Raw genomic sequence first — 22,600 nt, 5'->3', positions numbered from 1 at the left:
ACAGGATTTGTCTGGCGGCAAGAGCGCGGTGGTCCCACCTGATCCCATGCCGAACTCAGCAGTGAAACGCCGTTGCGCCGATGGTAGTGTGGGGTCTCCCCATGCGAGAGTAGGGCACTGCCAGACAATTATTTGCCAGAGAAGCCATCCCTTACCGGATGGCTTTTTTGCGTTTGAAGTATAGAAAATTATAGAGCATAAATTTATTTCATAGACTGATACAAACTATAACCAGTTATAGCGCCTGCTATATCATAAGCAATATCATGCCAACTCCAGCCAGTTCCAGATGGACGGCTATCATAAAATTCTTTCGCTGCCCCAAGTCCAATTGATAAAAATACACCAAATTGTGCACTGTCACGATGTTTCCAATTTTGACGATCCCCATAAGCATTTCCAGCGGCGGCCACAACCGCAGAAAATAAGAAATGTTGAGCTTTATCTTTACCGACCCAATTATCGTTAGCTTGGCGGATATTAGAACAAGAGGTATTCAATAGAAGAGGGAATATTATTAATATATTATTAATTAGGGTGGTTGAGATTTTTTTCATTGTAATTTATGCCATGATTTATATTTTATTAAATCATAGCTATTTGATAAATAAGATACAAAAAATCCCCTCTGCAATTGCGAGAGAGGATCAAAAATTTGATAATTATTTATCTATTTTACAGTATTCGGCTGATCAATCTATCAACCCTAATACGACGCAAACGGCGTATCAGCTTTCGAACTTTAACAGGGTAAAGTTGGATATTTTCTAATTCCTGATAATTGTTAATGATTTTCGTATGCGTACGAATGCATTCTAACTCCAGAGAACGTTGGGATTGCATTTCCTGATGAGGGTCGTGAATAAGAATAGCATTTTCCAAATCCAATCCCCATGCACGAGGATTGAGATTATTACCGGTGATTAATTGCCATTTATTATCAATCCAAATCCCTTTTAAGTGATAAGAATTGTCTTGATCTTTCCATAATCGAACAGTTAGCTGCTGGCTATCGATAAATTTTTGTAACCGATTGGTAAAACGACGCAGATTAATTTCATATAGATAAGGCAGTGCCCCGATAATCCTAAATGGTTCTTCCGGCGGAATATAAAAATCATTGGCTGTTTTGTCTCCAATGATGATTTCAACTTGTTTTCCTTGGCGAAGCAAGCGTGATATCGCTCGTACTAACACAGCAGGTAAGTTGAAGTATGGTGTGCAAATAACCAACTTATTTTCAGTACAAGCCATCAAATGACAGATTGTTTTATTCAGCAGGTTTTTCTTCCCTAAGCCAACTAGTGGAGTGACAGCTAACTCTTCGTTTGATGCTTGATTTTCAAAGTGATATTCAGCATTACGCAATGAAACACGAAATTGCCGGATTAAATTTTTAATTTCAAGATTACGGGGGCGGTTATGACTTGCTAAATTTTTTACAGCATCAGATGTAAGAATACTTTCATCTATAAATTGTTTCATGGTAGCTGCAAGTTTTGCATTATGCAGCAAATGATAACGGTCATAACGATATTTTTCATGGCGGTGCAGATAGACATCATTAATGCTGGCTCCGCTATAAATTACCGTATCATCAAAGATAAAGCCTTTTAAATGTAAAATACCCAATGCTTCACGTGTGTTTACCGGAACACCCGAAATATGAATCTTAACATCAGGGCAGCTTTCCGCCATAGAGCAATACCAGTCTGCGTTTGTTGCCGCTGCTTTTACACCAATACGACCACGTTGAGCACGATGCCAATCAACTAAAATTTTGATATCCAATTCAGGACGTTTTTGCTTGGCGATATATAATGCAGTCAGAACATCTCGCCCGGCATCATCGTTTTCTAAATACAATGCCGCGATATAAATATGCTTTTGAGCGTTTGCAATGTGTTCCAGTAAGGTGCTGAGGAACACTTTGGATTGATAAAGTGTCTCTATATCAGCAACTGACTGCGGGAGTTTAGGCAGTTGTGCAAGGTGTTGTTGGTGTTTTGCTTGTTTAAATTTAGACAACATCACAGTGCGTTTTTTCTCTTAGTTCAGATGGAGCAGGTTCCATCATAAGGTGTATGAATCAAAATGGTCTGGAATCATACCATTAGTTTGGCATCTTGTGAGCATGAATTAACTTTCCAGTGCTGATTGCTTTAAGTCTGTGCGATCTATCACGAAGATAGGAGCTTTCGTTATCTCCAGCACTAAATTATGTTTATGCCTTATACTAAAACTTTAATACTAAATTAACGATGCCATCTTCTAACTGAATATCAACAGTGAATCCGAGTTTCTTTGCCAGTTGGATCATATTACGATTTTCCGGCATGGTGATAGCCGTTAGTGTTTTAATACCATGCTCTCTTGTGTAATGAATCAGCTTTGTCATCAGCTGATAGCCTAACGTAATCCCTTTTAGATCTGATCGCACTAATATCGCAAATTCTGCTTCGATATTATCCGGATCAGCCATAGCACGAGCGACGCCAATAATTTCGGGCGTTGTTGTCGGATGACGTATCGCAACAAATGCCATTTCTCTGTCGTAATCAATTTGGGTCATATTGGCAAGATCATCATGGGTAAACTCACTAATCTCGCTGAAATAGCGGTAATAAAGGTCTTCTTTTGTTACCTGACTGATGAATGATTTCAACAAAGGCTCATCTTCCGGCAAAATCGGGCGTAGAAGACATTTAAGATCGTCTTTTATATAGATAGTTTCTTCCAGTTCATTGGGATAAGGCCGAATAGCAAGCCGATTGTGGGGGTCTCCTATTACTGGTGTTAATTCCATAACTACATCCAGTAAGGTGAATTCATTACCTGATGCAAGCAGCGGATGAATATTCATGCGAACAATCTGGGGGCAATCGATCAGGAGATTAGATACTCTGACCAACAACTGGCTGAGTGCAGGGATATCCAATGGTAACAGTGAACCACCGGATTTTATTTTGCCGCTTTTAATTGCCTGAATAACGAGATAACGGGCCAATGCCATATTGAGAGGGGGAAGAGCGACAGCGGTTTGTGTTTCACGGGTCCAATCAATTCCTCCTTCTCCGAGCATGATTAAAGGACCAAATATTTCATCTTGCTCAATAGAAATCCTCAATTCTTGTGCGCCTGCTCGGTGAGCCATACTCTGCACGAGCAAGCCATGAATTCTGGCTTGCGGGAAATTTTGTTTGACGCGTTCGATAATCGCTTGTGCTGCCGTTTTGACTTCATCGGCATTACGCAAATAAAGCATTACGCCCTGAACTTCGGATTTATGCGGAATATCAGGAGAGCGAAGTTTCAATGCCACCGGATAGCCAATTTTTTCTGCAATACTGACTGCATCATCACTGGTATGGGCAATCCAAGTTGGTAAGGTATTTAAACCGTAGGCCTCGAGTATCGGTTGCACTTCATGGGTATCCAGTTGGATATTTCCGTGATCAAGAGATTGCTGGATACATTCATGGGCACGGGCAGCATTGGAAGTCATGCCGATTGGCAGAGAGGGTGTTTCTTTGAGTTGTTTTTGGTTTCGCTGATACTCTACCATATGCATAAACGCGGTAATTGCACCTTCTGGCGTGCGGTATGTCGGAATACCGGCCTCACTAAATAAACGTCTGGCCTCTAATGAAGAATATTCTCCACACCAATTAGTAAAGATAGTTATCCATTTTCCGCGAGGATGCTCCTTAATAGCCTGGATAACCCGGACTGCTGTAGTTTGGCTGTGAGATATGGCACAAGGAGAATGAATAAGTAGTAACGCATCATAACCATGGTTATCTAACAGCAAATTGAGCGCTGCAATATATTGATCGGTTGAAGAATCATCACCGATATCTAAAGGATTACGTAGAAGAAGTGTTTCAGGGAGTATACCAGACAATTTACTGGTCGTTTCCTCTTCCAGAACAGCGAGCTTGCCAGTTCTTCTGAGCAGCTCATCCAGTGCCATTGCCGCGGGTGCTGCGCCATTACTGACGATTAACAAGCGTTCTCCCCGCAGAGGGCGCATAAAGCTTAATGTTTCTACGGCAGAAAACATTTCATGCGTATCTTGTACACGCAGTAGCCCTGCTCGTTGAATTGCAGCATCATAGGCAGAATCAAAATTCTGTTGTTCTCCAAGCAATTGTTGTGCTTTACGGGTACGGCTACTTTTCACAACCAGAATCGGCTTATTGCGTGAGGCACTTCGGGAAGCAGAAAGAAAACGTCGGGCATCGCTGATATGTTCTAAATGTAACAAAATAGCACTGGTCTTACTGTCTCTTGCTAAAAAATCGAGTAGATCATCAATATCAATATCAACACTATCCCCCAAAGCAATAAAATACGAAAAACCAATATTGCGATGATTTGCCCAGTCCAGAATCGTGTTTGATATTGCGGCTGACTGTGAAATAAAAGCCAGTTTACCCTTTAGGATAGGAATGGGGGAAAAACTGGCATTCAGCCCTATCCAAGGTGCCAGAATACCAAGGCTATTAGGTCCCAGAATGCGAATATGATGTTTATGGCTGTACTGTTTCAGCTCATCAAATTGTGATGGTGGTGAGGATAGAATAATAACGGTTTTACATCCGTGCTGAACCAGCTGTCCCAGCAAAGAAAGATTACGACTGTGATGAGTGCAGAGGACAGCGAGGTCGGGGATTAATGGTAACTCATTGATGGAAGGATATGCCAGAACACCCAGAACGGAACGTCTGTTTGGTGTGACAGGAAGAATAGGCCCTGTAAACCCGCCCATCAGTAAATTTCGCATTAACATCGAACTGGCTTTTTCTGGTTTTTCAGAAGCACCAATAACGGCGATAGATTTAGGGTGTAATAACGCTTCAAGTCCGCGTTGGCTCATATCTAAAGGCTCCTTATCAGTTATCACATCAATAAACAATCGCCGTTCATCAAACAATTATCATGAATAATTTTAGCCACCATCAGTCAATTCAGTGGAAATTGTCAAGAGTTGCTGTGATTGATTACTCAGGAGAGTCTGGACGATTGGATTTTCCAGCCAGATATTGTTCACGAAAATGATTGAAATGGCTGAGCAGTGATTGTGATGCATTCAGATCTCCTGCCAATTCTAGTGCGGCAGCCGCGACTTCGGCAGTACAATGTTGCTCTCTTCTTGACGGCACTCGCAGTAAATAATCCATTTTGGCAAGATTATTAATAGATAACAGAGGAATGCCATCCAAATATGGACTTTTGCGAAACATTTTTCTTGCTTCAGGCCAAGTACCATCCAATATAATAAACAATGGTGGTTTCTGATTATCAGGAAGCTGTTGATACACCGTGCGGGGAGGCGTAGCGTAACTATCCGGGAAGATCAAATAAGGTTGCCGGGCAGAGTCACGCAACACTTCAAGCATCCGTTGATCAGGCTCGGTTCTAGACCAGAGGAAAGCGTGTGTATCCGGCAAAATGTCGGCAATTAATTTTCCTGTATTACTGGGTTTCATCGGCTCAGTATCAAACATGATGAGACAGAAGCGGCTTGCCGCGTTTGCTGGTGAAATCATTTCACACAAGCATTTTTTTTGTGGTAATAAACAATGCAGGCAACGCTGCACTCGGCAACCTCTTGCCTGAAAAGGTCGGGTAGATCGGGCAAGGCGACGTTGGCGAAGCTGATAAACGGCGTTGTTATTTCTCATTTAAGAACTCAAACAGGTTCGTGGATAAAGTCAGCAAAAAATTAACGGGTATTTTAATTGATTGTCGTTGCCAGAGGTAGCTTCGGGCGCGAACATCGGGTAATCTTCGCGCCATAACGCAGTTGGAGAAACAAATGAACGATTCCTATAGTGGTAAGAACGGCAAAGTCAAAGTGATGTACGTCCGCAATGAGGACAGCAGCGATAGTCGTAAAGATGATGACCATGGTAAAAACTATGGTCGCGGCAGAAACAATGACCGTAGTAGAAATAACGATCGTCGTAAAAACAGTGACAGCCATAAAAACGATAAACGTCCATTTGGCAGAGGACGTGAGCAGGGTGAGCGTCGTCGCGACAGTGAGCGCCCAGCGTATTCAGGTGATCGTTCTCCTTGGAGAACCATTTCTCGTCAGGAGGAAGACTCTCTTCAACCAGAGCACAGCGGTATCAGTGGCAAAAGCCATATCGATCCTGAACAACTTCGTCGCCAACGTTTGGAAGAAACCCGTATTTATGGGGAAAATGCTTGTCAGGCTATGTTCAAGAATCGCCCTGATGCGATTGTTCGGGCCTGGTTTGTTCAATCAGTTACCCCGCGTTTTCGCAATGCTTTAAAATGGATGGCGGCAAATCGCAAAGCTTACCATGTGGTTGATGATGAAGAACTAGCCAAGGCATCAGGTACAGAACACCATGGTGGCGTATGCTTCTTGATCAAGAAACGCAATGGCTTGGATGCAGAAACCTATTTGCAGCAAGCACCAGCAAAAGATTGTGTATTGGCATTGGAAAATGTAGGCAACCCACATAATCTTGGGGCAATTATGCGTAGTTGTGCGCATTTTGGCGTACAGGGTGTAATTTTGCAGGATACAGCAATGCTGGAATCTGGTGCAGCGGTTCGTACTGCTGAAGGGGGCGCAGAGCATATCAAAGGCATTGATGCTGATGGTTTCACAGATACGCTGAATAAATTCCGCAATGAAGGTTACTCCATTGTGACCACATCTAGCCATAAGGGTAGTGCTACACTGGCACAAGCTACATTGCCAGAAAAAATGGTCTTGGTATTGGGACAGGAAAGTGACGGATTAAGCGACAGTACTTGGGAAGATGGTGATATTCGTCTTTCCATTGGCGGTACCGGTCGGGTAGAAAGTCTGAATGTTTCTGTTGCAACAGGCATTATGCTGGCAGAATGGTGGCGTCAGAATAAGGCTTAATTTATATAATTAATGGTTCTCAAGTTGCCCTAAACAGTCGTGACTTGAAAAAAGGAGATAGTTTAATCTCTCTTATTAATAAGGCTCTGGCTATTTAGTCAGAGCCTTTATTTTTTCCTCCAATTTATTGAATCTGGTTTTATTGTTGTAATGAAAAATGTTTTGCCAGATTTAATAAAAATATTTGTTACTATCGTAATTTGAAATTATTTTTTGTATTTTTATAATTAGCGGGGTTTTTAAATAACACATATAAAATATATGCTATTTATGGTTTATCCCTATTATTAGCCTGCCTATTTCTCTAAATACTTTACTTTTTATGGTTGTTAATGATAATGATTTTAATTATCATTAGATAAAATAAAAAAGTAAGACCATAACTTTAGTGAGCCAGAATTAATACCCCCACTAATTGGATAGTAATATCCAGTAATTTATATAGAAATGTATCACCCTGTCAGCCACGTTTGAATATGGAAACAGGTGTATGCAGGATATGTATGAAGGGCTTTATTAAATGTGTTCGTTAAATACTGATTGGGAACATCAAACTTCCCATTTAACTCGGGAAAATTGGTTACGAGCCAATCGACATCTTGTTGCAAAAATATTACGTGAATTTTTTCATGAAAAACTCATTGAACCGGTACATCATGACGAGGGACAAAATTATTCTGTTGAAATAGACAAGTATCAATACCGTTTTCAAGCGCAAGCCTATCAACTTGAGCATTTGGATATTGATCCTGCATCAATAACCAAATTTAGTCATGACCAACCACTATTTTTAGATGCAATTGAATTGATCATTGAGTTGCAACCGCTTTTGGATATTTCTGAAAAGTTACTGCCAACTTATCTTGATGAAATATCCAGTACGCTCTATGGTCATGCTTTTAAATATCAAAAAAATCGACTGACTGCACAAAGTTTGGCTCAAGCAGATTATCAGACGGTAGAAATATCAATGAGCGAAGGGCACCCTGTATTTATCGCTAATAATGGTCGAATTGGTTTTGATGCCGATGATTATTTAGATTATGCGCCAGAAAGTGCTCGTCCAGTGACATTAATTTGGATTGCGGTACATAAGAAAAAAACGATTTTTTCTGCATTGTCCTCGCTTTCTTACTCTCAGTTAGTGGCAGAAGAGTTGGAACAATATTTGCCCGCCCAGTTTGAGCGGCAAATACAGTCATTAGGATTAAACCCGTCAGATTACTATCTGATGCCTCTACATCCTTGGCAATGGAAACACCGTATTGCCATTAGATTTGCTGCGGATATAGCTAAACAGGAAATTATTTATCTCGGCGAAGGTCATGACCGCTATTTGGCTCAACAATCTATCCGTACCTTTTTCAATATCAGCCAGCCCAAGAAAAACTATGTCAAAACTGCATTGTCAGTCCTTAATATGGGGTTTATGCGTGGACTCGATCCACACAGTATGGTGACAACTCCACGAATCAATGAATGGCTCAGTAACTTAGTTGAAGCTGATGCGTTCTTTCAGAAAAAAGGATTCACCATATTGAGAGAGCGGGCTGCGATAGGTTATTTCAATCACTATTTTGAATCTGCCATCAAGAAAGATAATCCACATAAAAAAATGTTGTCAGCATTATGGCGTGAAAGCCCAATGACAATCCTGAAAGATAATCAGCGTCTGATGACCATGGCTTCATTGCTACATATTGATCGGGAAGGAAATTCGGTTGTTGCTGCGTTGATTCAAGACTCAGGTTTATCTGTCGAAGATTGGGTAACACGCTATCTGGATGCTTATCTTTCCCCACTGTTACGTTCTTTCTTCACCTATGATCTGGTCTTTATGCCACATGGTGAAAATTTGATGCTGGTACTGGAAAACAATGTACCAGTAAAAATGCTGATGAAAGATATTGGTGAAGAAATTGCCATTTTGAATGGCGATCTCCAACTTCCAGAAGAAATTAATTTCCTCCATGTCTCCATCAAGGATGAGATGAAAATCAATTATATCTTCCTCGATATCTTTGACTGCTTCTTCCGCTATTTGATCCCGTTGCTGCAAAAACATCTTGCATTGCCAGAGTCGAGTTTCTGGGAATTGGTTGCCCACTGTGTTCACAGTTATCAATTACAACATCTGCATCAGATAGAAAAATTCCGCAAATTTGATCTATTTAAGTGTGATTTTGTGCGTACTTGTCTGAATCGTCTGCAAATGGCGAATAACCAGCAGATGATTGATCTTGATGATCGAGAAAAGAACCTGAAATTTGCCGGAACATTGGTAAATCCGCTTCACGCTTTGCGCGAGAAATATTCTGTCGTTGTTAAGACAGATGAGTGTTGAAAAATTGAAGTAAGCATAACAACAAATCATTTTGATAACGGGATGAATAGAGTGATAAATCCAATTTTGCAAACGAGTTATTTAACCAAAAGAACGGTTCTTTCTCTGATGATTCCGCTGATTCTGGCGGGAAACAGTGTGGCAGTGGCAGCAGAAGCGCAAGGAAAGGAAGATAAGATTGTCGTAACGACAGCATCGGTGGAGCAGGAAGGTATCACGGAAGATACTGGTATGTATAACACTACCTCAATGGTGACATCGACAGGGTTGAATTTGTCTGCTCGTGAAACACCACAAAGCGTCAGTGTCATGACCAAGCAGCGTATGATAGATGAAAACCTGAATAGCGTTAAAAGTGCCATTGATAGTATCACTGGTATGACAGTCCATCAGGCTGACAGTGATCGTTTCACCTTTTCTTCAAGAGGAATGACCGTCAGGAATATGTTGCGTGATGGTGTACCAACTTTTTACGATATCCGCTTTAACTATGGTGATAACCTGTTGGATACCGCCATCATTGATCGCCTTGAAGTGGTGCGTGGCGCGGCAGGTCTGATGGTGGGGCCAGGCACACCTTCAGCGGCGGTTAACGTGATCCGTAAACGCCCAACCAACTATTTTCGTGGTGAAGTCACACTGGGTGGTGGATCTTGGGATAAATGGCGTACTGGCCTTGATCTGTCAGGCCCGTTAAATGAAAACGGTACAGTCAGAGGGCGTTTTGTCACTGCTTATGAGCGTTCCAACTCATTTATTGATCGTGACAAACATGAAAAATACCCTTTCTACGGCATTTTTGAAGCGGATCTGACAGAAAATACTTTGTTGACTATCGGTGCTGATTATCAAATCAACCATACCCGTGGCGGGATGTTTGGTGGGTTGCCGATTTATTTTAAAGATGGCAGCAAAACCGATTACAAGCGCAGTAACAGTTATGCGCCTGACTGGGCATTCTCCAAGGTACGGACGTTCTCTACTTTTACCAACTTACAACACAAGTTTGATAATGGCTGGAGCGTAAAAGGTACCTTTACCTATGACAATAATGTCCTTGATCAGAAAGTATTATGGGCGACAGGGTATCCTAAACGTGCAACTAATGAGGGAATGTATCCAGGCAATATGACGTTGATTGATGGGTCTCGTCGCCAGCGTAATTTTGATTTACAAGTAAATGGTAATTATGGGTTATTGGGTCGCACACATCACGCTAGTTTCGGCTTGAACTACCAAAAGCAGAACTTCCAGAATGACTATTACTGGGCTCCATGTATGAAGTCACGTACTTGTTCAGATTTTCCAATCGGTGACTTTACTCAGCCTTCATGGGGTTATCCGGAACCAACATGGAATAAAACGAGAGATAGTGGATCTCATGGCTATATTGAACAAACCGCGGGTTATGCTGTTACTCAACTTTCTCTGGCAGATCCTCTGACCTTGATCCTCGGTGGGCGTGTTACCAGTTGGAAAACCCGCGGTGATAATTTTGGTACACCGCAAAATGCCAGCTACAGTGATGAATTTGTGCCATATGGTGGATTGGTTTACAACATCACACCGGAATTCTCGGTTTATGGTAGTTATACCAAAATCTTTGATCCAGAAAGCCGCATTGACCGTAATAACCAGCTCCTTAAACCAGTCTCAGGTGAAAACTATGAGCTGGGTCTGAAAGGTGTCGCCTTGGATAACGGCCTTGATTACTCATTAGCACTTTTCGAAATCCGCCAAAATAATTATACGGTTGAAGATAATACTAAAGAACGACACCCTGATATTCCAAGAGGTACCAGAATTTATTATGCGGCCAATGGGGTAAAAACTCGTGGCTTTGAAGTTGAAGTCAGTGGTCAGATTACCGATGATTGGCGCATTTATGCGGGATACACTCAATTTAGCGCAACAGGCCCAAAAGGTCTGCGTATCAATACGAATAACCCGAATCGTTTATTCAAATTGTTTACGACTTACACCTTGCCTGGTGTGATGAGTGATTTGACTTTGGGTGGCGGCGTTAACTGGCAAGACAAAACGTGGCTGGCGGTTAACAGCCCGTCAGGTAAGCGAGTAGAGGGGCAAAGCAGTTTTGCCACGGTTAACCTGATGGGGCGTTATCAATTCACCCCTGATCTCTCTCTGACAGTGAACCTGAATAACTTGTTCGACAAGAAATATTACACCTCGTTTGGTAGTTATGACCAATACTACTACGGTGCACTACGTAATGTCGAAGCAACCTTGCGTTACAAGTTCTAGCTAAGTCATGGGCGGCGACAATGTATTTTTATTTGTTTGAACAACAAGTAGTAAAAGGTAACAGGCAATGGTTTTTGACACGTTGCAAAATGTTGGTCGCTGTACTGTTGATATTGCTGGCGAGTATATTGTCAGGTTGTGATAAACCGACAACTTTAAATCATCTGCCAACAGAGACGACAGGTTATCCCAAATCGATCACCACAGCATTAGGCACGGCGGTGATTAACCAACCGCCGCAACGGATTGTAGCGTTGGGAACGGGATCAGAAGATATCCTATTGGATCTGGGCATTATTCCTGTTGGTATTGAGTCCCATCGTTGGGGGGGCGATGCTGAGGGATATTTGCCGTGGTTCAGGGAGGAAATAGAACAACGTGGCGCAAAACTTCCCGTCATTGTAGAAATGTACCCTGAGTTGGATGTTGAAAAGATCATCAATCTGAAACCAGATTTAATTCTGGCGACACAATCAGGTATTACACGAGAAAATTACGAGCATCTATCCCATTTTGTCCCAGTAATCGCTTATCCGGAAAAACCGTGGCAAACGACACCACGGCAACAGATTGCTCTAGTGTCGCAAGCGTTGGATAAAACAGAGCAAGGTGAAGAAATCATCGCTGAGTTAGACAGTGTGCTGACACAGACGGGCAATACCATCTCCAATATTGCTCGTTATCACTTTGCTTATATTAAAGCGGGAATATCCAGTAACACTTTGTCGATCTACGTTAAAAATGACCCCCGAGTCGATACTCTGGTACATCTCGGCTTATCCCTGCTTCCGCTGGCGGACTCCTTGACTGCACCTTTTGGCAATTTTTCCTCCAATATTGGTTTGGAAAACGCTGACCTGCTTAATGGGGCAGATATTCTGGTCACATGGTATACCAGCGAAAAAGAGCGTCAGGAGACGGAAAACCAGCCTTTATTTCGTTCTATCCGCGCGGTTCGCCAAGGGGGATATATTCCGTTGACTGATCAGTCAATTGTGATGGCCATGTCCTATGGCTCGCCACTTAGCTTACGCTGGGGATTACCAAGATTTATGCCATTGTTGAAGCAAGAATTATTCAAGCAGGAGATTGTAAAACATGATGAACCCTAAACGGCGAATAGCCCTTATTTTGGGGTTAGTATTCATGGTCGTGCTGACTTGCCTTTGCATTGTTGCCAGTTTAAGTCTGGGCTCCAAACCACTACCTCTGTCAGAGATTTGGCATCATTACTGGTTGGGAGATAGTGGTAATTATTATGATTTGGTCATCAATGCCCGTGAACCGCGGACACTGATTGGCTTAATGGCTGGTGCAGCGCTAGCATTGGCAGGAACAGTAACACAAGGATTATTGCGCAATCCGCTGGGCGATCCTGGCTTGCTGGGCGTTAATGCGGGTGCGGCAGCGACAGTGGTCTGCTTCTCTTTCATTCCTGTTTTAGATGGAATACCACGATTCTGGACTGCATTTATTGGCGCAAGCCTGTCTACACTTTTATTTTATCTGCTCAGTGGCGGATCACGTAATACCAATCCCGTGCGGTTGGTATTGACTGGAGCCGCCATCAATACTTGTCTGTTCGCACTGGTGCAAGGTGTTATCTTACTGAATCCACAGGTGATGGACAGTTACCGTTTTTGGTCGATTGGTTCGTTGAGTGCCATATCATTAAGTGAAGCAGGTTTATTGCTCCCTTATTTGCTGGTGGCAGTGGTATTGACGCTTTCCTTGAGCGCTGCACTGAATGTGATGGTCTTTGGAGAAGAGATTGCTGGATCATTGGGTGCCAATGTTGCCAGAACCCGAATATTGTCTTTGCTGAGTGCCACGATGCTGTCGGCAGCTGCGACGGAGATGGCTGGTCCTATTGCATTTGTTGGTTTAGCTGCACCACACATAATGCGGGCATTGGTTGGCAGTGATTTTCGCTGGTTGCTGCCTTATTGCCTGTTAGCTGGCTCTTGTTTGCTTCTGATATCAGATGTTGTTGCCCGATTGTTGATAGCCCCGGAAGAAATCATGGTTGGCATTATTACGGCGAGTATTGGTGCGCCTTTACTTTATCTGGTTGCGAAAAGCCGTTCCCACAAGATGATGGCGGAGTAAATTATGACATTGATTCATTCGCCGATGAAACAACCAAAAATTAAAATATTCAAGTTGGGAAATGCAGTTTTTATTGCGCCTGAGTGGCAGGCCAGCAGAGTGGTTTTTACCATTTTATTGCTGCTTGCGGGACTTTTTTACCTATCCTTAGCAATGGGTAGGGAGGGGATTAATAATCCTTTTCTGCTGGCGGAAACTCCCTATCAAGAATTTATTCTCATGGATATCCGCTTACCGAGAGCCTTGGTAGCAATCGGTGCAGGTATGACATTGGCACTTTCCGGTTCTCTTTTTCAGCTTACGACCCGTAATGCACTTGGCAGCCCGGATATTATCGGTGTTAACGGTGGGGCAGCAGTGGGAATCGTAATGGCAATGGTTGTTTGGCCTGACGTAATCCCTGTTCCATTGGGGGCTCTATCTGGGGCTGTCCTTGCGGTATTGTTGGTCTATTTCGGTAATGGTGCCGGCATTGGAAATATGCAGGCTAATAAAATCATTATTTCGGGAATTGCGATCGCCGCACTGAGCATGGCATTTGTTGATTTTGCCTCCTCGAATATTCGCCTTGAACAAGCTCAACTACTGAAATCTTTACTGAGAGGCAGCCTGGCCAGCCAAAACTGGCAAAATGTGGGGTTGATCAGTGGCATGGTGATTTTCATTCCTGTTTTGTTTTGGCTGGGCAGGCAATTGAATTACACCCATTTTGGTGATGATATTGCCAATACACTTGGTGTACCAGTGCGTCTTATTCAGATAATCAGCATATTATCGGCAGTAACTTTTGCCACCATGTCGGTATTGGTTGTCGGGCCGGTTGCATTCATTGCTTTATCTGCCCCACAAATCGCTCGGCGATTGGTACGGAATAAGGGAACTGCACTATTTTGCACTGCTCTGGTGGGCGCCTTACTGATGCTGTCTTCTGATTTAATTACTTTAGTCCTGCCAACTTCGGCTCGTTTGCCGGTGGGTGTGATTACAGCTGTAGTTGGTGGAGTCTATTTGATGTATTTACTGTATGCCGAATTAAGGAGAACACGATAATGTCATCGGATGCTCATTCCCCAGTGGTGACTTCACGGCTGAAAACCCATGACCTTTCACTGGCATATGGTAAAAGAACCATCATTGATGGCGTTAATCTCTCCATTCATGATGGTGAATTCAGTGTCATTATTGGTCCGAACGGATGTGGAAAATCAACATTGCTGCGGGCTATCAGTCGTAGTATGCAGTCCCAACGTGGTGAGGTTCTGCTGGATGGAACCAATATTCATCGCCATAAGCCTAAGTTAGTTGCGCGTGAGCTGTCATTATTGACACAAGGTGCTGCTGTCACGGAGGCACTGACAATCTATGATCTTGTTTCTCGTGGGCGCTATCCCTATCAATCTTTCTTGCGCCAATGGTCAGCAGAAGATGAGCAAGTGGTCAATGAAGCACTGAAAGCGGTGGATCTATGGGAAATATCGCAGAAATTGGTGAGTGAACTCTCAGGTGGTCAGCGTCAGAGAGCATGGTTTGCCATGACATTGGCACAGCAGACACCGATTATTTTATTGGATGAACCGACCACTTATTTGGATATTTCTCATCAGATTGAGCTGCTTGACCTTTGTCTGCGCTTGAATCGGCAAGGTAAGACACTGGTATTGGTTTTACATGATATTAATTTGGCACTGCGCTACGCCTCGCGTTTAATTATGATGAAAGATGGGCAGGTTTATGCCGAAGGTGATCCGGAAGAAATTGTGACAGTACAGAATATTGCTGATGTATTTGGTTTGGTATGTCGGATTATTCGTGATCCTGAATCTAAAAAGCCATTGATTATTCCTAGATATACGCCAGTAATTTAGGAAAAATAACAGGAGAAAATGAAATGACAAATATAAATAATCATGGCTCCATTAAATTGGCATCTGAAATATCTGTCGAAGATATCACTAAGTTATTTGATGACGCATTCAATCATTTCAATACATCGATGAAAATAAATTCAGAAAAAATTCCATTAGAAAGTATGCGGTTTTACCAATGGTCTAGTCAGGATCAATTTCCATTATTGATAAAACGCTACCAAGATTCATATTATAGTCACAATGAGCTTAAACCAAATCAGAAAGGACTTTATTCTTTATGGTCACAATGGTATTTTGGATTAATTATTCCACCAATGATGTTAATGCTATTGGAATATCCTCAGGCGGTTGATACAGATTATAAACTTTTTCAAGTTGAGTTTCATGAAACTGGCAGGCCAAATATTGTTCATTATCAGCTAACATGGATGGATAAATCAGGGTCTTTATTAGAGCGTTATCATTCTATGCTGGATCGGCATATTATGCCTGTGTGTGAGAAAATTGAATCTTATCGAGGAATAAATGGGCGTTTATTATGGAATAACATTGGCTATGTTATGCATTGGTATTTAAATAACTTCAAAGAAAGGATAGATTCAGAACAATATGATACGCTAATACAGAGTCTTTTTTTTGAACAAATGCTGCCTGATGGTAGGGATAATCCACTTTATCGTACAGTCATTATGAAAAACAATGTCATACAGCGTCGGTGTTGCTGCCAAAGAAATAAACTACCGGGAGTAAGTAATTGTCACGATTGTCCTCTTGAATCTACTGCATAAATAGCAAAAATAAAGCTTATCTGTTTCTTATAAAAATAAAAATCATCATGGATTGATGGTATATAACTGCCTTCATTGGTTAATGGAGGTGCTTAATTTCATTAAAAATAATGCTGAGCAATTATCTAAGATAATTAATGTAAATACTCAATGGATTTCGAATTGCATCTGGAAAACCACAACTTGAAATATAAAGAGTATTAAAGTTAAGGATATATAATGCCTGACAAAGCTCAAGTTATTGCCGAACTGTTGACTGAAAATATACCTTCAATGGGAAAAGGTTATTTAGAAGATGGCCATTTTTATCTACATTTATTTAATGTGGATAATTCCAAACCAATAATCGTTATTTTCCAAGTTAGTGACATTTATTAGGAGTGACCATGAAAACCAAGATTTATGATTTTATCGCGATTGGAATTGGCCCATTTAATCTGGGGCTGGCCTGTCTGACACAACCGATACAAGGGGTTAGCGGTCTGTTTATTGATCAAAAACCCTTTTTTGATTGGCATCCGGGCATGATGTTGGAAAATTCCACCATGCAGACACCCTTTATGGCTGATTTGGTGACATTGGCATCTCCTACACATCCATTGAGTTTCCTAAATTATATCAAGCAGAAAGGCCGTATTTACTCATTCTACATTCGGGAAAATTTTTTCCTGATGCGCAAAGAATATAATCAATACTGCCAATGGGCAGCCGAACAGTTATCCAACCTGCGCTTTAATACGAAGGTTGAGAATATCAGCCATGACGCAGCATTTTCACGTTATATCTTGCACTGTACAGACACCTTAACAGGTGAGAAACATGAATTTTTCTGCAAAAAATTGGTGTTGGGAACAGGGCCTTCTTCTTACATCCCAAAATGTTGCAAACCTTTTTCTATATATACTCTAAGTAAAACAATAATATACATATTTATCAATAAATTATATGACGGCGAGTGATGGGGAATTATGGGGATTGGGATTCTCTGCCGCCAATTTGTCGCCATTTTTTAACTGTGATAACGGATTGTATTTCAACGCATCATTCAAATGATCAGGGGAAAAATGAGCATAGCGCATTGTCATTTTGATGTCTGTATGCCCTAGTATTTTCTGTAAGACAAGAATGTTTCCTCCGCTCATCATAAAGTGTGATGCGAATGTGTGGCGCATCACATGTGATGACTGGCGAGGTGGCAATTCAATACCTGCGCGCTTAACTGCATAACGGAAAGCAGCATAGCAAGGGGTGAATAACTTTCCTTTCTTCTTTGGTATCTCGTCGTACAGCTCTTTAGTGATTGGCACTGTGCGGTTACGTTTCCCTTTGGTTTTTGTGTACGTTATCTTATAAGGTGTGATTTGTGAGTCCGTTAAGTCCTCTACCTCAGACCAGCGGGCACCTGTCGATAACGCGATTTTAACAATAATCAGCAAATCTTTTGTGTTGCTTTGGGTGCAGGACTCTAACAGAGTGCTAATCTGCTGATGAGATAAAAATGCCATTTCTGATTCATTGATGCGAAACTCTCTGACATCTTTTAGAGGATTGTTCTCTTTCCATTCCCCGAGTCTGTACAGCTCATTAAACATTGCACGTAAATACGCCAACTCAGTATTGACTGTACGGGGAGCAACGGGTTTTAATCCATCTGTCCCGTTTAACCTTTTCTCGCGGTACACAGAAAATAACTTAGCGTCAAATTCAATTGCAAGGGGCTCACCCATTTCTCTGCAAGCAGAGAGCATTCTCTGTTTACAGGTTTCACCATCGCTTAGAGTTATACCGTGTGCCCGATACCAAGTATTAATCAGTTCAGATAGAAGGCGAGTATCTTTCTTTTCACCAAGCCAGGGCTTTTCTACTGTTTCATCTAATATATGGCGCGCATAAGCGAGCGCCTCACCTTTGGTCGTAAACTGTTTGCGGATTCTTCGTCCGGTTCTGCCGTTGGGGTAAAGTTCAACTAGCCATTTGCCGTTTGGTTGTTTATTTATTGCCATAGTTAATAGTTTTAAATACTATCTATTAGATACTGTCGGTGAAATCACCAGTCTCAAGAAAGCCTTTGAACTTATTTTCATTTAAGATAATGATGCCCATGCTTCTGGCTTTATCCATTTTCAGTTGGCTAGCGTTATAGCCATAGCAAAGAAGTTTAAGATTCTTGGTGACAGATTTTCTAACTTCCATTCCTGCATCACTGGCAAGGGTTTCAAGTTCAGCCTTTAACTCTTTCTTAAAACCAGTGAAATGGACATCAAAAGTTTCCGGTCTAGGTTTACTAACTGCAAATTCGCCGATTTTTGCAATGTCGTTGGTGAATTGAACGGCTTCATCTAAATCTTCAAAGTATTCAATTACCCTATCTTTTCGAAATGTTTTTAGTCTGCCCTCATCATGGGTCAGTAAATTAATTCCTTGCAAATACTCATCATTTTCTGAAACGCTAGCAATAAATTGAACACTTACTACATCTCTAGAATTGATATAAACAAAACACAGTTGTCTATCCATGATTCACCTATCGGATTAGCTTTCTAAGGTTTTCCTTAGATATGATTTTTTATTGTTGTGACAACACGGCCAATAACCGTTATATCGCTTAGGTCGCAATCAAACGCCATACCTACGCCAGAGACGCGGACGCGCTTGACTGGAATTCGAGTTAATTCGCGAATGCTGAGTTTTCCTTCAATATCAACTAACCATTCACCGTCATAAACATCGGCAAATTTGCGATCGATAATGTAATGAGTCTTGTTATCTAAAACACATATGGGGTCAGTAGGGAGTGGGATGCCAGCAGTGAACATGACTTTATCAAACATAACATAGCCGGATTGGTACAACTTTTTATCAATCAGCTTATGGCTTGGAAACTTCATGGTATCTAATTCTTCATTATTATATTTTTTACCATTGCCCGTTGCTAACCATTCGAGATTAACACCTGTTTCCGCAACACATCTAACGACTAAATCAGCTGGAAAGTTATTCCTTTTATATCTACCAGCCAAACTGCTGGAAGCCATATCAAAATGCTGGGCAAGCATCAATTTTGAGCCAAACCCATAAGCTTCAATGATGCGATCCAAGACAGGAGCGCTATCACTGAACATTTCTAAATGAAATTGTCCCATAGATCTTTATATTGATCTCGTAAAAAACTACAGTTCGCGTTGACGATTCGTAAAATACGAGATAACCTTAGTTTAAGTTGTAGTTAAAGACGATATTTAACGAATATCTACGAATAAATCTGAAACAAAATATAGAGGATTTTGCCCCATGAGACCTATCTTTACAATCACTGTCACTGAACCATTCCTCCCAATTGAAGAATTCTGTCGCCGTCATGCTATGCCTATGGGTACTGCTCGCGACATGGTCAAAGATGGGCGCTTACCTGTCCGCAAAAAAAATGGTGATAAGAAACGCGGTAAAGTGCTTATCAATATGATGGCTCTGGCAGTTGAAGCACTAAGTGCAACTAGCACCCAAATTTCATTTAACACGCAATACGAGTAAAGCATTTCGCTTTTGGAGAAAAAAAGCAATGTTTGATTATCGCGTTTCCAAACAATCGCACTTTGATAATGCGTGTCGTGCGTTCTCCAATACGCATAAAGGTAGCTTAGTACAAATCGCGGAAGCCGTCGGATTAACTCCGCAAATGCTGCGTAACAAGTTAAACCCTGAGCAGCGTCACATGCTGACTTGTGTTGAGTTAATGAAGTTAACGGATGTGACAGAAGACGCCTCCCTGTTGGACGGTCTACTGGAACAATTACAGTGTCAGCCATCCGTGCCGGTTAATGAAGTTTGTGATGCCAACATGCCAAGTTACCTGTTAGGGGCAACGGCAGAAGTGGGCAAGCTGGCAAGTGAGGCTGTTTCGGGTGAGCATTTTAACCATACCCGCGTGGTGGAGTTTAAGAGGACGGTTAATAACGCAGTCAGGTTATTAACGTTGGCGGGAGTGACTATTTCATCAAGATTGCACTCTAACCCTGCATTTAATTCGGCGGTTGATGCCGTGGCAGGGATGGGCGCATCGTTAGTCTGAGGTCAGCATGAACGCATTAAAGCAGCAGCAACACCAATACAAACTAACCAGTGAGTCGTTTCATACAAAGCAAAGTGACGGATTTATTTTCCCCATCGTTTTATGTTCCGTTGCTTATTTTATTCTGTTTCTTATTCGGTGAGGTTTAAATGAACAAGGAATACCAAGTGGAATCAACAGAACAGCGGGCTTTCCCGATGCCCTTTGAAATACGGGCTAACGGTTTAAATAAACTTGCTCAACTAAGAGCAGAGCATTTTAAATCTGCCAATGAGCAGGTGGTCGCTTTTATGGATGAAATGCGTGATAAACGCAATGAGCACTATGCTGATAATATTCGCGTACTGGCGGCGATTCTCTTTCTTGCCCGTATTCCTAAAGAACGGCACGGCTTGGAATTAAATCAATTTTCCCATGAGGAAAGAATTAATTTAACTAAGGCTATGAATTTAATTAAAGCAGCGAGCGCAATATTGCCGAAAGATTTATCACTGCCCAATTAAATAATAAAAAATACCGATTTTATTTTAATGGCGTCAACACGTCAGGGATTCGTTTTATCCAAAAATAGGAAATAAATAAATGGGAAATACAAGTATTGAACAATTAATAAAGCAGATTCGGGAGGATGAACGCAAGCATTATGCTGAAAAGTTTTCCTATCGCTTGGAAAGTTTATCCATGCATGTTTTAAAAAACAAAATGGATCACTCGGCCAGTGCCGCTCTTTTGCAAAGTGAGTCTGAGAACATCGACCGTCAGGCGCAGGAGTGGAACTATGTTTGATGTTATCGACCGTGCTTGCCAGCACGCAGAAGAAGTACTGGAACACAGGATCGCAGAGCATGTAAACCGCCCTGTCAGTATTTCAGCGTTTGAATGTGAAGACTGCGGTGAAGCAATTCCAGAAATACGCCGTGTTCAAATTCTTGGTTGTTCTCGCTGTGTTGATTGCCAGACTAATTTTGAATTAATTAAGAAACATTATCGGAGTGTGTGAGATGGCTGGAATTCACTTTGTTGAACTTGATGGTATCGATTTTTCTACCATTAAAAATAATAAAAACCATTTTATTGGTGTTTTAGATAGCTGTAGTGAAGAGATTGATGTTGAAACTCTCGATAGATTAAATCAGTTCTTTATTGTCAGGTGTGTGGGTATTGAAAATATTTTTGATAACCAAGCCTTGCCGACGAATGCCCGTAATGGGGATCTTATTTTGCTTTCTCAGGTTGGCGAAGAGGGGCTGGTTGATGAGGGTTCACAACGCATCACTATCAAAATTAATGAAGTTCATCATTTTCAGAACGGGTTAGATAGCCTCTGCGAAATTAATATTTCATTTTATGAATATACGTTGTTACACCCTTCTTATTTTTTCTATGAGGGTGCTGACAATGGCAAATAAAACCATCCTCAAATGGGCAGGTTCGAAAGTCCGTATTATGGATCAGTTACTGCATCATCTACCTGCGGGTAAGCGATTGGTTGAACCGTTCGCAGGTTCCTGTGCTGTGATGATGAATACGGATTATGACGAGTATTTAGTGGCAGATGCGAACGCGGATTTGATTGATCTGTATCAGGCTATCAAAGATGACTGCCGCAAATTTACAAAATTGGCGGCTTACTGGTTTTCTTATTGTAAAGAAAACCGCGATTTTTATGAATTACGAGACATGTTTAATACAGAACGTGACATTTTTAAAAACAGTGTAATGTGGTCTGGATTGTTTTTATTCCTCAATCGCCACTGTTTTAATGGCCTATGCCGTTATAACACCAATGGCGAATTTAACGTGTCGTGTGGTCATTATAAAAAGCCGTATTTTCCTATGATTGAAATCAGGGCATTTGCGGGCAAATCCCAGCGGGCGTCGATTCTCCACGCTGACTGGAAGGATACATTGATACAGGTTGAACACGGTGATGTGGTTTATTGCGATCCACCGTATCTCACCAATGATAAGGCATTCACCCAATATCATCAGGTTAATTTCACGCCTGCCGACCATGAATTACTGGCTGTGGCTTTACACACACTACACCATGATATCGGGATGCCTGTTACTGTTTCGAACTCAATTGAAGCTAAAGAGTTATATGCCGATCTCGGTTTCACCATTCATGAAATCGACGCCCCGCGCACCATTGCTGCCAATGGCAACCGTCAGCCTGCGAAAGAAATTATTGCAGTTTTAGAGAAAGCTGCATGAGTGGAGTGCGGGCAGAAAACAGCGGTG

The 22,600-nt window shown here is 41.7% G+C and carries 23 protein-coding genes, 1 rRNA gene and 1 pseudogene; 18 read left to right on the top strand and 7 right to left on the bottom strand.

The genetic code is table 11. The features are described from left to right. The first annotated feature begins 10 nt into the window (after nucleotides 1-10). Nucleotides 11-126, top strand: a 5S ribosomal RNA gene (gene rrf / locus AACQ81_RS10705). A gap of 77 nt (nucleotides 127-203) precedes the next feature. Here rrf and AACQ81_RS10700 read toward each other — a convergent pair. The 4 genes from AACQ81_RS10700 to AACQ81_RS10685 form a co-directional block, all read right to left on the bottom strand. Further along, entirely contained in the window at nucleotides 204-557 is a 354-nt protein-coding gene (locus tag AACQ81_RS10700) for a YfiM family lipoprotein (RefSeq protein ID WP_237387295.1), read from the bottom strand. 118 nt (nucleotides 558-675) lie between these two features. Beyond that, nucleotides 676-2,034 carry a CDP-diacylglycerol--serine O-phosphatidyltransferase gene (pssA, locus tag AACQ81_RS10695; RefSeq protein ID WP_237387294.1) on the bottom strand — a complete coding sequence of 453 codons (1,359 nt, stop codon included), beginning with the start codon at nucleotides 2,032-2,034 and terminating at the stop codon, nucleotides 676-678. Nucleotides 2,035-2,236: 202 nt separating this feature from the next. Next, nucleotides 2,237-4,879 (bottom strand): bifunctional acetate--CoA ligase family protein/GNAT family N-acetyltransferase, encoded by a 2,643-nt coding sequence (locus AACQ81_RS10690; RefSeq protein WP_237387293.1) that lies wholly within the window; start codon nucleotides 4,877-4,879, stop codon nucleotides 2,237-2,239. 124 nt (nucleotides 4,880-5,003) lie between these two features. After that, complete coding sequence (locus AACQ81_RS10685; protein WP_237387292.1) at nucleotides 5,004-5,687, bottom strand: tRNA-uridine aminocarboxypropyltransferase; 684 nt, start codon at nucleotides 5,685-5,687, stop codon at nucleotides 5,004-5,006. Between the two features lie 134 nt (nucleotides 5,688-5,821). On the opposite strand from AACQ81_RS10685, the gene AACQ81_RS10680 reads away from it, so the two are divergent. The 10 genes and pseudogenes from AACQ81_RS10680 to AACQ81_RS10635 form a co-directional block, all read left to right on the top strand. After that, complete coding sequence (locus tag AACQ81_RS10680; RefSeq protein WP_237387291.1) at nucleotides 5,822-6,913, top strand: tRNA/rRNA methyltransferase; 1,092 nt, start codon at nucleotides 5,822-5,824, stop codon at nucleotides 6,911-6,913. A gap of 520 nt (nucleotides 6,914-7,433) precedes the next feature. Then, nucleotides 7,434-9,257: an IucA/IucC family protein gene (locus tag AACQ81_RS10675; RefSeq protein ID WP_237387290.1), complete on the top strand. Its 1,824-nt coding sequence runs from the start codon at nucleotides 7,434-7,436 to the stop codon at nucleotides 9,255-9,257. 108 nt (nucleotides 9,258-9,365) lie between these two features. Then, entirely contained in the window at nucleotides 9,366-11,522 is a 2,157-nt protein-coding gene (locus AACQ81_RS10670) for a TonB-dependent siderophore receptor (RefSeq protein WP_443089553.1), read from the top strand. An 89-nt stretch (nucleotides 11,523-11,611) separates the two neighbouring features. Next, the gene (locus AACQ81_RS10665) at nucleotides 11,612-12,634 is read left to right on the top strand and encodes an iron-siderophore ABC transporter substrate-binding protein (RefSeq protein WP_443089552.1); all 1,023 of its coding nucleotides are present in this window, start codon (nucleotides 11,612-11,614) and stop codon (nucleotides 12,632-12,634) included. Beyond that, nucleotides 12,621-13,631, top strand: coding sequence for a FecCD family ABC transporter permease (locus AACQ81_RS10660; RefSeq protein ID WP_237387288.1), 1,011 nt, complete (start codon nucleotides 12,621-12,623; stop codon nucleotides 13,629-13,631). Before AACQ81_RS10665 ends, AACQ81_RS10660 begins: the two co-directional genes overlap by 14 nt. 3 nt (nucleotides 13,632-13,634) lie before the next feature. Continuing rightward, the gene (locus AACQ81_RS10655; protein ID WP_237387287.1) at nucleotides 13,635-14,681 is read left to right on the top strand and encodes a FecCD family ABC transporter permease; all 1,047 of its coding nucleotides are present in this window, start codon (nucleotides 13,635-13,637) and stop codon (nucleotides 14,679-14,681) included. Continuing rightward, a complete protein-coding gene (locus AACQ81_RS10650; RefSeq protein WP_237387286.1) occupies nucleotides 14,681-15,496 on the top strand; it encodes an ABC transporter ATP-binding protein in 816 nt (271 codons plus the stop codon). Before AACQ81_RS10655 ends, AACQ81_RS10650 begins: the two co-directional genes overlap by 1 nt. Nucleotides 15,497-15,528: 32 nt before the next feature. Further along, complete coding sequence (gene fhuF, locus AACQ81_RS10645; RefSeq protein WP_443089551.1) at nucleotides 15,529-16,287, top strand: siderophore-iron reductase FhuF; 759 nt, start codon at nucleotides 15,529-15,531, stop codon at nucleotides 16,285-16,287. A 219-nt stretch (nucleotides 16,288-16,506) separates the two neighbouring features. Continuing rightward, on the top strand, nucleotides 16,507-16,665 hold the full coding sequence (locus AACQ81_RS10640; RefSeq protein WP_237387284.1) for a hypothetical protein: 159 nt from the start codon (nucleotides 16,507-16,509) through the stop codon (nucleotides 16,663-16,665). Nucleotides 16,666-16,673: 8 nt separating this feature from the next. Further along, nucleotides 16,674-17,180: pseudogene (locus AACQ81_RS10635) on the top strand (SidA/IucD/PvdA family monooxygenase); the annotation flags it as partial. A 48-nt stretch (nucleotides 17,181-17,228) separates the two neighbouring features. Here the strand turns inward: AACQ81_RS10635 and AACQ81_RS10630 are convergent. From AACQ81_RS10630 to AACQ81_RS10620, 3 genes are read right to left on the bottom strand one after another with little or no spacing between them, the layout of a single operon-like run. Continuing rightward, entirely contained in the window at nucleotides 17,229-18,290 is a 1,062-nt protein-coding gene (locus tag AACQ81_RS10630; protein WP_237387283.1) for a phage integrase, read from the bottom strand. Nucleotides 18,291-18,315: 25 nt separating this feature from the next. After that, nucleotides 18,316-18,804, bottom strand: a complete 489-nt coding sequence (locus AACQ81_RS10625) for a hypothetical protein (protein WP_237387282.1) — start codon at nucleotides 18,802-18,804, stop codon at nucleotides 18,316-18,318. 35 nt (nucleotides 18,805-18,839) lie between these two features. Further along, the gene (locus AACQ81_RS10620; RefSeq protein WP_237387281.1) at nucleotides 18,840-19,430 is read right to left on the bottom strand and encodes a phage repressor protein CI; all 591 of its coding nucleotides are present in this window, start codon (nucleotides 19,428-19,430) and stop codon (nucleotides 18,840-18,842) included. A 148-nt stretch (nucleotides 19,431-19,578) separates the two neighbouring features. Between AACQ81_RS10620 and AACQ81_RS10615 the strand changes: the two genes are divergently transcribed. The 7 genes from AACQ81_RS10615 (at nucleotide 19,579) to AACQ81_RS10585 (ending at nucleotide 22,573) form a co-directional block, all read left to right on the top strand. Continuing rightward, complete coding sequence (locus AACQ81_RS10615) at nucleotides 19,579-19,818, top strand: regulator (RefSeq protein ID WP_237387280.1); 240 nt, start codon at nucleotides 19,579-19,581, stop codon at nucleotides 19,816-19,818. A 28-nt stretch (nucleotides 19,819-19,846) separates the two neighbouring features. After that, nucleotides 19,847-20,356, top strand: a complete 510-nt coding sequence (locus AACQ81_RS10610) for a phage regulatory CII family protein (protein WP_237387279.1) — start codon at nucleotides 19,847-19,849, stop codon at nucleotides 20,354-20,356. Between the two features lie 149 nt (nucleotides 20,357-20,505). Further along, on the top strand, nucleotides 20,506-20,859 hold the full coding sequence (locus tag AACQ81_RS10605; protein WP_237387278.1) for a DUF5347 family protein: 354 nt from the start codon (nucleotides 20,506-20,508) through the stop codon (nucleotides 20,857-20,859). A gap of 79 nt (nucleotides 20,860-20,938) precedes the next feature. After that, the gene (locus tag AACQ81_RS10600; RefSeq protein ID WP_237387277.1) at nucleotides 20,939-21,142 is read left to right on the top strand and encodes a DUF2732 family protein; all 204 of its coding nucleotides are present in this window, start codon (nucleotides 20,939-20,941) and stop codon (nucleotides 21,140-21,142) included. Next, the gene (locus AACQ81_RS10595) at nucleotides 21,135-21,356 is read left to right on the top strand and encodes a TraR/DksA family transcriptional regulator (protein WP_237387276.1); all 222 of its coding nucleotides are present in this window, start codon (nucleotides 21,135-21,137) and stop codon (nucleotides 21,354-21,356) included. The genes AACQ81_RS10600 and AACQ81_RS10595 overlap by 8 nt, the downstream gene beginning before the upstream one ends. Before the next feature lies 1 nt (nucleotide 21,357). Then, a complete protein-coding gene (locus AACQ81_RS10590; RefSeq protein WP_237387275.1) occupies nucleotides 21,358-21,765 on the top strand; it encodes a hypothetical protein in 408 nt (135 codons plus the stop codon). Continuing rightward, the gene (locus AACQ81_RS10585; RefSeq protein ID WP_237387274.1) at nucleotides 21,755-22,573 is read left to right on the top strand and encodes a DNA adenine methylase; all 819 of its coding nucleotides are present in this window, start codon (nucleotides 21,755-21,757) and stop codon (nucleotides 22,571-22,573) included. Before AACQ81_RS10590 ends, AACQ81_RS10585 begins: the two co-directional genes overlap by 11 nt. Nucleotides 22,574-22,600 lie beyond the last annotated feature (27 nt).

The sequence above is a fragment of the Xenorhabdus sp. Sc-CR9 genome, assembly GCF_963897815.1.
Taxonomy (GTDB): domain Bacteria; phylum Pseudomonadota; class Gammaproteobacteria; order Enterobacterales; family Enterobacteriaceae; genus Xenorhabdus.
This window is presented reverse-complemented; position numbering and strand designations above follow the sequence as displayed.

Excerpts from the sequence above, each read along its gene's own strand:
- AACQ81_RS10700 (WP_237387295.1), bottom strand. The coding sequence starts at position 557 with ATGAAAAAAATCTCAACCACCCTAATTAATAATATATTAATAATATTC.
- AACQ81_RS10690 (WP_237387293.1), bottom strand. The coding sequence starts at position 4,879 with ATGAGCCAACGCGGACTTGAAGCGTTATTACACCCTAAATCTATCGCC.
- AACQ81_RS10685 (WP_237387292.1), bottom strand. The coding sequence starts at position 5,687 with ATGAGAAATAACAACGCCGTTTATCAGCTTCGCCAACGTCGCCTTGCC.
- AACQ81_RS10680 (WP_237387291.1), top strand. The coding sequence starts at position 5,822 with ATGAACGATTCCTATAGTGGTAAGAACGGCAAAGTCAAAGTGATGTAC.
- AACQ81_RS10675 (WP_237387290.1), top strand. The coding sequence starts at position 7,434 with ATGTGTTCGTTAAATACTGATTGGGAACATCAAACTTCCCATTTAACT.
- AACQ81_RS10670 (WP_443089553.1), top strand. The coding sequence starts at position 9,366 with ATGATTCCGCTGATTCTGGCGGGAAACAGTGTGGCAGTGGCAGCAGAA.
- AACQ81_RS10665 (WP_443089552.1), top strand. The coding sequence starts at position 11,612 with ATGTTGGTCGCTGTACTGTTGATATTGCTGGCGAGTATATTGTCAGGT.
- AACQ81_RS10660 (WP_237387288.1), top strand. The coding sequence starts at position 12,621 with ATGATGAACCCTAAACGGCGAATAGCCCTTATTTTGGGGTTAGTATTC.
- AACQ81_RS10655 (WP_237387287.1), top strand. The coding sequence starts at position 13,635 with ATGACATTGATTCATTCGCCGATGAAACAACCAAAAATTAAAATATTC.
- AACQ81_RS10650 (WP_237387286.1), top strand. The coding sequence starts at position 14,681 with ATGTCATCGGATGCTCATTCCCCAGTGGTGACTTCACGGCTGAAAACC.
- AACQ81_RS10640 (WP_237387284.1), top strand. The coding sequence starts at position 16,507 with ATGCCTGACAAAGCTCAAGTTATTGCCGAACTGTTGACTGAAAATATA.
- AACQ81_RS10630 (WP_237387283.1), bottom strand. The coding sequence starts at position 18,290 with ATGGCAATAAATAAACAACCAAACGGCAAATGGCTAGTTGAACTTTAC.
- AACQ81_RS10625 (WP_237387282.1), bottom strand. The coding sequence starts at position 18,804 with ATGGATAGACAACTGTGTTTTGTTTATATCAATTCTAGAGATGTAGTA.
- AACQ81_RS10620 (WP_237387281.1), bottom strand. The coding sequence starts at position 19,430 with ATGGGACAATTTCATTTAGAAATGTTCAGTGATAGCGCTCCTGTCTTG.
- AACQ81_RS10615 (WP_237387280.1), top strand. The coding sequence starts at position 19,579 with ATGAGACCTATCTTTACAATCACTGTCACTGAACCATTCCTCCCAATT.
- AACQ81_RS10610 (WP_237387279.1), top strand. The coding sequence starts at position 19,847 with ATGTTTGATTATCGCGTTTCCAAACAATCGCACTTTGATAATGCGTGT.
- AACQ81_RS10605 (WP_237387278.1), top strand. The coding sequence starts at position 20,506 with ATGAACAAGGAATACCAAGTGGAATCAACAGAACAGCGGGCTTTCCCG.
- AACQ81_RS10600 (WP_237387277.1), top strand. The coding sequence starts at position 20,939 with ATGGGAAATACAAGTATTGAACAATTAATAAAGCAGATTCGGGAGGAT.
- AACQ81_RS10595 (WP_237387276.1), top strand. The coding sequence starts at position 21,135 with ATGTTTGATGTTATCGACCGTGCTTGCCAGCACGCAGAAGAAGTACTG.
- AACQ81_RS10590 (WP_237387275.1), top strand. The coding sequence starts at position 21,358 with ATGGCTGGAATTCACTTTGTTGAACTTGATGGTATCGATTTTTCTACC.
- AACQ81_RS10585 (WP_237387274.1), top strand. The coding sequence starts at position 21,755 with ATGGCAAATAAAACCATCCTCAAATGGGCAGGTTCGAAAGTCCGTATT.